The organism is Streptosporangium nondiastaticum, from assembly GCF_003011965.1.
Lineage (GTDB): Bacteria > Actinomycetota > Actinomycetes > Streptomycetales > Streptomycetaceae > Streptomyces > Streptomyces nondiastaticus.
On the sequence record NZ_PXWG01000219.1, the window covers coordinates 1 to 6,847 of the forward strand.

Sequence of the window (6,847 nt, forward strand, 5' to 3'; positions counted from 1 at the left end):
TCCCCGCCCGACCGGCCGAAGGGCGCGGGCAGCACGCCCGCGCCGGCGGCCACCGCGACCCCGCCGATCGCACAGCCCGCGAGGGCCATGGCGAGCGCGGCCTTGACGGGCTGCCAGCGGGAGAAGAGCCGGCGGCGAGGGGCGGCGGGGGCGGCGAGCCGTACGAAGGGTTCGAGTTCGGGTTCGAGTTCGCGTTCGGGCGTGGGCGCGGCCTCGGGGGTGGCGGTGGCCGTGGCGGAAGTCGTCGTGGTGGCCGTGGCCGTGGCGGCCCTCGCCTCCCGGAACGCGGCCAGCGCGGCCTCCTCCCCGGGCAGCGGCACGCCGTCCACGGCCGGCGGCGGCACGAGTGCGCGGAGCGCGGCGACCAGCCGCTCGGCCTCGGCCGGAACGGGGGCGCCGTCCGGCGCGGGGCCGCCGTCCGGCGCGGGGCCGCCGGGTGCGCTCCGGACCGCCCCGGGGGCGGGGGCTGCGCCGTCGACGGCCTCCGCCTCGGGGGCGGACACGCCGGTCCCGGCAACGGTGCGGCCTTCCGGGGAGGCATCGTCAATGACGGCTTCGGTGACGACTTCGGCGACGGCATCGGCAGCGGATACGGATTCGGCAGCGGGCACGCCCACCGCACCGGAACCCGCAGCGCCCGCCGTCCGGTCCGCACCGGAGCCCGCAGCGCCGTCACGCACGGCGGTGTCCGCACCGGCCGCCGAGCCGCCGCCCGCGGCACCTGAGGTACCGGCAGCACCCGCGGCACCCGTGCCCGCGGCGGAGCCGTCGCGCACAGCCCCCTTCGCCTGAGCGTCATCGGCCGGATCGGCCGTCATGTCTTCGTCGGCAACTTCGCTGCCTCGCGCCGGACCGGCGGCGGGCGAGCCGTTCAGCAAGCGCTCCACGGCGTCCTCGTCCAGCCAGTCTTCCAGCCAGTCGTACCGGTGGTCGTCCGCCATCACATGTCCTTCTGCGTCCGAGCACGCATTTGCGTCACACCGGCAGAAGCGTTGGCTCCGGGATGGTCCCCGGGGTGTGCCCGCCGCTGCTGGGGGACGGCTTCGGTGACCCGCTTCCCCGCCGGCACCGATCCGTTCGCTCCCACAGTCCCGGTCGCCGCATCGACCCCGTTGGTTCCCGCCGTGACCATTTCGGCCAGCCGGCGCAGCCCGCGGTGCGCGGCGGTGCGCACCGCGCCGGGGCGTTTGCCGAGCACTCCGGCCGCGCTCTTCGCGTCGAGGCCGACGACGACGCGGAGCACGACGGCCTCGGCCTGGTCCTGCGGGAGCTGCGCTATGAGCGCGAGGGTGTTGCCGGTGCCGAGGGCCTCCAGGGCCTCCCCGGCGGTGTCGGCGTCCGCGGCGCGGCCGGCGAGCTCGCTCTCGTCGCCGCCGATGGCCGGGCGCCGGCCGCGCATGCGTATGTGGTCCAGCGCGCGGTTGCGCGCGATCCGGGCGGCCCAGCCCCGGAAGCGGTCCGCGTCGCCGCTGAACCGGCCGAGGTCGCGGGCTATCTGCAGCCACGCCTCGGACGCCACGTCCTCCGCGTCGGCCTCGCCGACGAGCGTCCGCACGTACCCGAGCAGGCGGGGCTGCACGGAGCGGTAGACCGTACGGAATGCCGTCTCGTCCCCACCTTGGGCCGCGCACACCGCGGCCGTCAGCTCGGCGTCGTCCCCCTGCACGCCCTCATCCTGCACCACTCGGAGATTCCGTGGCTCAGTAGCCCGCCGGCCCGCTGCCGTAAGGATTCTGCGGCGGATGGGGCCAGCCGGCCACGGGGCCGCCGGGCTGCTGCCCGGGGACATACCCGGGCGCGCCGTACGGCACACCGGCGGGCACGGGTCCGCCGGGCGCGCCGGGCATGCCGGGCATGCCCGCCGGGCCCGCCATCGCGCGCCGCTCCTGCAGGCCGCCGAGCTGGCGGACGACGAGGAGGGCCAGGACACCGGCGGCGGTCATCAGCAGCGTGGCGAGGCCGGAGACGGTGGCCGCGTTCTTCAGCGCCTCGACGTCGTCGCGCCAGGTGGAGCCGTCGTATCCCTTGGCGGCGATCCGCGTGGCGGCGCCGGCGCTGAGCCCCGACGAGGCCATGGTGCAGACCCCGGAGCCGATCCACAGGGTCCACCAGGAGTTGACCAGGCCCTTGGGGACCCGGGCGCCCGGGAGAGCGCTGCTCTTGTAGATGTCGTTGACGATCTGCTTGGGGAACCAGAAGTTGACGACCGGGGTGAACCACGCGCCCGCCGCCCAGCCGATGCCGAGGCGGTTGCCGCCGGGGGCGAAGAACTCGGCGTTGATGCGGGCCCGGCGGAACCAGACGGCCCACAGCGTGGCCGAGGCGGCCAGGGTCAGGAGGTAGACCAGCGAGGCGACCGTGGCCGCGGCGTCCGTGTCCTCAAGGTCCTGCTGGGTGGTGGAGGTCACGCCGTTGTCGAGCATGTCCTGCAGGGCCATGCGCGTCTGGGTGTCCGTCCAGAAGACGAACAGCAGCGCAGCCGTGCTCATGCCGAGCGCGGTCATCAGCCCGATCCGCAGGCCGCGGCGCAGGTCGACGCCGCCGACGGGCATCGGGGCGGCCGGCATCGCGGGGGCGTACGGGTAAGCGGGCGCGGGGCCGGGCGCCATGGCGGCGGCCTGCTGCTGGTAGACGCCGCAGGCGGCGCAGCGGCCGTCCGGGCCGACGGCGGCGGCGCGGCAGTTACCGCACGGATACATAGGTGAGAACCCCCTGGAAGTGGCCGGCTTCCCATTCGTCCGGATTGCCCCGGCCACTGGAACCAACAAGCGAGAGATGCGCACCGGCAGCGGCGCGGACCCGCACGTTACGGGCAGTGACCCGGCTTCGTCCAGAAAGGGTCACCGGCACACCGGCGCGGGGGCCGCGCACCGGCCGGTACGACAGTGTGACGAATTAACGGCCTGCGGCGCTGTAGGAGGTGTGGGCCCCACCAGGGTCCACGCCGGACGGCGGTCGGTGCCTCTCCTGTGGGGGGTGGCGGCACCGGCCGTCCTCCGTTCCGGCCCGCCCTCCCCCTGCCTGGAGGGCCTACGCCGCGTCCTCCTGCGTCACGTCCTTCGCCACGTCCTTCACCGTGATCGTCAGATCGTTCGTCACCGTGAAGTACGGGCGCAGCTGCACCTCGCCGCGGACGGCGCCCGGGAAGGTGTCGACGCCCTTGCGGTCGGCGAAGTCGCCGGCGATCCGGCCGACGCGCACGAGCGCCGCGCCCGCCTTCGGCCGCACCCACAGGTCCCACAGGTCCTGCTCCTCGTCCGGCTTCTGCCGCTGCTGCATCGGCTCGTAGGGCAGGGTCGCCGAGCCGTCCGCCAGCGGGGCGCGGACGTCGCCGGCCGAGCCGTCGCCGTGGCGCAGCCGCGCGATCAGCTCGCCGCCCTCGCCGAGCTCCGTGCCGTACGCCCGTACGGTGACGCGGATGCCGTTGTCACCGACGACGACCTCACCGGCCTCGGCGTGCTGGGGGCGCAGCCAGGTGCGGACGGCGAGGAAGCCGTCGCTCGTCTCGTACGGGACGACGGCGGCGACACCGGCCGCGGTCTGTGCGAGGTCCAGGCCGAGCAGGCCCTTCTGCTCGACAAGTGCGGCGCTCAGTCGGCGGCGCGACTTGTCGCCGGAGCGCTCGGCGTAGCTGTCCCAGCGGCCCTCGGCCAGGGCGTGCGCGGCGCGGTCGAGGCGGGCCTCGACCCAGGTGCCGGGCTCGCGGCGGGCCGGGAGCGGCACGCGCACGGCCTCCTTGCCCTTGGTGCCGCGGTGCCGCAGGAGCAGGTGGGTGTCGGCGGCGGTGAGCTGGTCGGCGCGGAGCCGGACGACGAGGGAGCCGTCGGCGGCGACGGCGCAGCGGGCCTCGGGGTGGGCGGTCCCGGCGGGCGCGGGGGCGGCCACGGCCGCCTGCTTCTTGCGACCGCCGCCGAACAGGCCGCCGAACAGGCCCTTCTTCTTCTCCGTGACGGTCGTGGAGCCCGGGCGCAGCTCCTCGAACAGCTCCTCGTAGCGGGCGGCGATGCGGGAGGGCTCGTAGCGGCCGGCGGTCGCGCGGGCGGCGGCGCCGAGGCGGGCGCGCAGCGCGGCGTCCCCTGTGACCTTCAGCAGGGCGTCGGCGTAGGCGTCGACGGCAGCGTGCTCTCCCTCCGGGCCGGCCAGCGGCACGAGCACGCCGTCCGTGCCGTCGGTGAGGATCTCCCGCGGGCCGTACGGGCAGTCCGTCGCGACGACGGGCAGGCCCGCGTGCATGGCCTCGACGATCGTCATGCCGAAGGACTCCGCGTCGGAGGCGACGGCCGCGACGGCGCCCTTGGACCACTCGGTCTCGATGGGCGAGCGGGCGCCCATGAGCGTGATCCGCTCGTACAGGCCGAGCTCCTCGATCTGCTTGCGCAGCTTGGCCTTGGCCGGGCCGCGGCCGTAGATGCGCAGGTGCCACTCGGGGCGCTGCGCGGCGACCTTCGCGAAGGCGGCGATGAGCCGGTCGTAGCGCTTGACGGCGACGAGCCGGCCCGCGGAGACGATCAGGTGGGAGGTGCCGTCGGAGGGCTCCGCGGCGGGGGCGGGGACGGCGTTGGGGATGGAGAGGATGCGCGCGCGGGCGTCGGGGAGGGCCTCCCGGTAGTGCCCGGCGTCGGCCTCGGAGACGGTGGTGAAGGCGTCGAGGGCGGAGATCGCCGGGTCCATCACCGCGTGCAGCTCGGGGACGTGCGCCTCGTGCGTGAGGTGCTCCTGACCCAGGCGCAGGTAGCGATCGGAGCCGTACGTCGAGAGGTAGCCGATCAGCTTGGGGCGGGTGGCGATGACCACGTCGGCGTCGGTGGCGGCGAGGTGGTCGCGCACGCGCTGGTCGGTGAGGGCCGTGGCGGCCATGCGGCCGTTGTCGATGCGCTCGTCCCGGAAGATCGCGCTGGGCTGCTGGTTGAGCGGCGCCTCGTACTCGTCGCCGTCGGTGCCCTCGCGCAGGTCGACCAGGGGCGTGAGCCGCACGCGCGGGTCGATGACCAGCTCGGGCTCGTCCACGGGCCGGTTGACGCTGATGATCCGCACCTCGTGCCGGTCCGCGAGGGCGGCGGCGAGGTTGACGGTCGAGCGGATGGTGCCGCCGATGCCGTACGCGTTGTGCAGCAGGAATTCGATCTTCATCGGGCCCTCGTTCAGATGCGCGTGCCTTCTCCCCGGAGGTTAGGCCCTCCGGGTCGAGGTCTGCACGTGCCGTACGGGCCCGGGCGGTCCGGGCACCGCCGGACACCGCCGCGAAGGCTGAGCACCGTGGCGGCGGATGCAAAGATGCCGGGCATCTTTGGACATATACTCCGCCGCGGCGGTTTGAAGGGTGGCGGGCGTCACCCTTCGCCGGGCCGGGCGGCCCGGCGGACACCCCTGCGGCGAGGGTCCGGCGGAATCGGGCGCCACCCGGACCCGTACGTCCGGCTAACGGACGCGCGCGTCCAAGGACGCGAAGTCCCGCCACGGCATCGTCGGCCGCCGCGCGTCCCACAGCCGCTGGGCCGTCGCCGCGAGCGGCAGCCGGATGCCGGACGCGACCTGCTGCGGCGTCTGCGCGTCGGCGTGGTCGCACCAGACGGCGAGCCGGCCGCCCAGCACCCGGTCCGGCCCGGCGGGCGCGGGCACCGGTGCCGTGCCGCGCAGCACGGCCGGCGACCACTGCTCGTAGATGCGCTGTCCGGTGGGGTACGTGAACTGGTTGGGCTGGCCGAGGACGTAGTAGAGGTACTCGTCGTTGAGGTTGACGAGCTTGCGGCCCTCGTTGAGGTAGTCCTGCGGGGCGCGGGCGCCGATCTCCTTGCCGGTCCAGTACTCGACCTCGATGTCCTTGTTCGCGGTGACGACGCCGCCGGGGAAGAAGCCGTCGTTCCAGGCCTTGGCCTTCTTGCCGAGGGTGCGGACGACGGCGGCCCGGTCGTTGAGCCAGCCGGTGGCCAGGTCCTGGACGCGGGCGCGCGGCCCGTACTTCTCCTTGGCGCGGGCGGCCAGGCGCGGGTAGGAGGCCTCGGGGTTCTTGGCCATCAGGGCGCGGTATTCGTCGGCGCCGAGGTGGAAGTACGGCCCGGGGAAGAGGGGGGCGTACTCGCGGAGCAGGTCGTCGACGATGCGGGCGGAGTCGGCGTTGGCGATGTCGATCGCGCCGCGGGCGGCGGTGCCGGCGGCGTCGCGCAGCTGGAGCGTGGGGTGGGCGGCGATGACGGCGCCGAGGTGGCCGGGCGAGTCGATCTCCGGGATGACGGTGACGTGCAGGGACTCGGCGAGGGCCACGATGCGGCGGACCTCGGCCTTGGTCAGGTGCTGCTTGGAGACGATCTCGGGGTGGGAGTCGCTCTCGATGCGGAAGCCCTGGTCGTCGGAGAAGTGCAGGGCGAGCTGGTTGAGCTTGAGGGCGGACAGCTCGCGCAGCCGGTCCTCGATCCAGCGGGCGGTGAAGTGCTTGCGGGCGATGTCGAGGTGGAGGCCGCGCTGGGCGCGGTCGGGGGCGTCGCGGACGACGCCCTCGGGGAGTCCGCCGCCGGAGCGCACGGCCTGCAGGAGGGTGCGCGTGCCGTAGAACACTCCGGGTTCGCCGGCCGAGGCGACCTGCACCCGGCCGTCGCGGGCGGTCAGCTCGTAGCCCTCGGCCGCGGCCGGGCCCGTGCCGGAGACGCCGGGGCGCAGGGCGAGCTCGACGTCGCCGGAGCGGGCGGGACCGGCGGCCGCGTACTGCAGGTGGAGTTCGCCGGCGAGCCGGCGGCCCTCGTCGGCGAGCGGGCCGGAGGCGATCACGCGGGCGCCGTCGGCGGGCCGCCAGCCGGGGCCGGGGGCGGACTCGGCGGAGCGGACGGCGGGGATGGCGCGGGGGACGCCGGCG

At 75.1% G+C, this 6,847-nt stretch carries 4 protein-coding genes and 1 pseudogene; all 5 read right to left on the reverse strand.

The features are described 5' to 3' along the window. A pseudogene (locus B7P34_RS34340) lies at positions 1–941 on the reverse strand (hypothetical protein); the annotation flags it as partial. After that, entirely contained in the window at positions 941–1,684 is a 744-nt protein-coding gene (locus B7P34_RS34345; protein ID WP_223268541.1) for an RNA polymerase sigma factor, read from the reverse strand. The pseudogene B7P34_RS34340 and the gene B7P34_RS34345, both read right to left, overlap by 1 nt. Before the next feature lie 16 nt (positions 1,685–1,700). After that, on the reverse strand, positions 1,701–2,699 hold the full coding sequence (locus B7P34_RS34350; protein WP_106682074.1) for a DUF4328 domain-containing protein: 999 nt from the start codon (positions 2,697–2,699) through the stop codon (positions 1,701–1,703). 331 nt (positions 2,700–3,030) lie between these two features. Continuing rightward, on the reverse strand, positions 3,031–5,130 hold the full coding sequence (locus B7P34_RS34355; protein ID WP_106682075.1) for a glycosyltransferase: 2,100 nt from the start codon (positions 5,128–5,130) through the stop codon (positions 3,031–3,033). Positions 5,131–5,418: 288 nt separating this feature from the next. Then, positions 5,419–6,847 (reverse strand): beta-N-acetylhexosaminidase (locus B7P34_RS34360; RefSeq protein ID WP_106682076.1); only part of this gene is annotated, 1,429 nt, incomplete at its 5' end.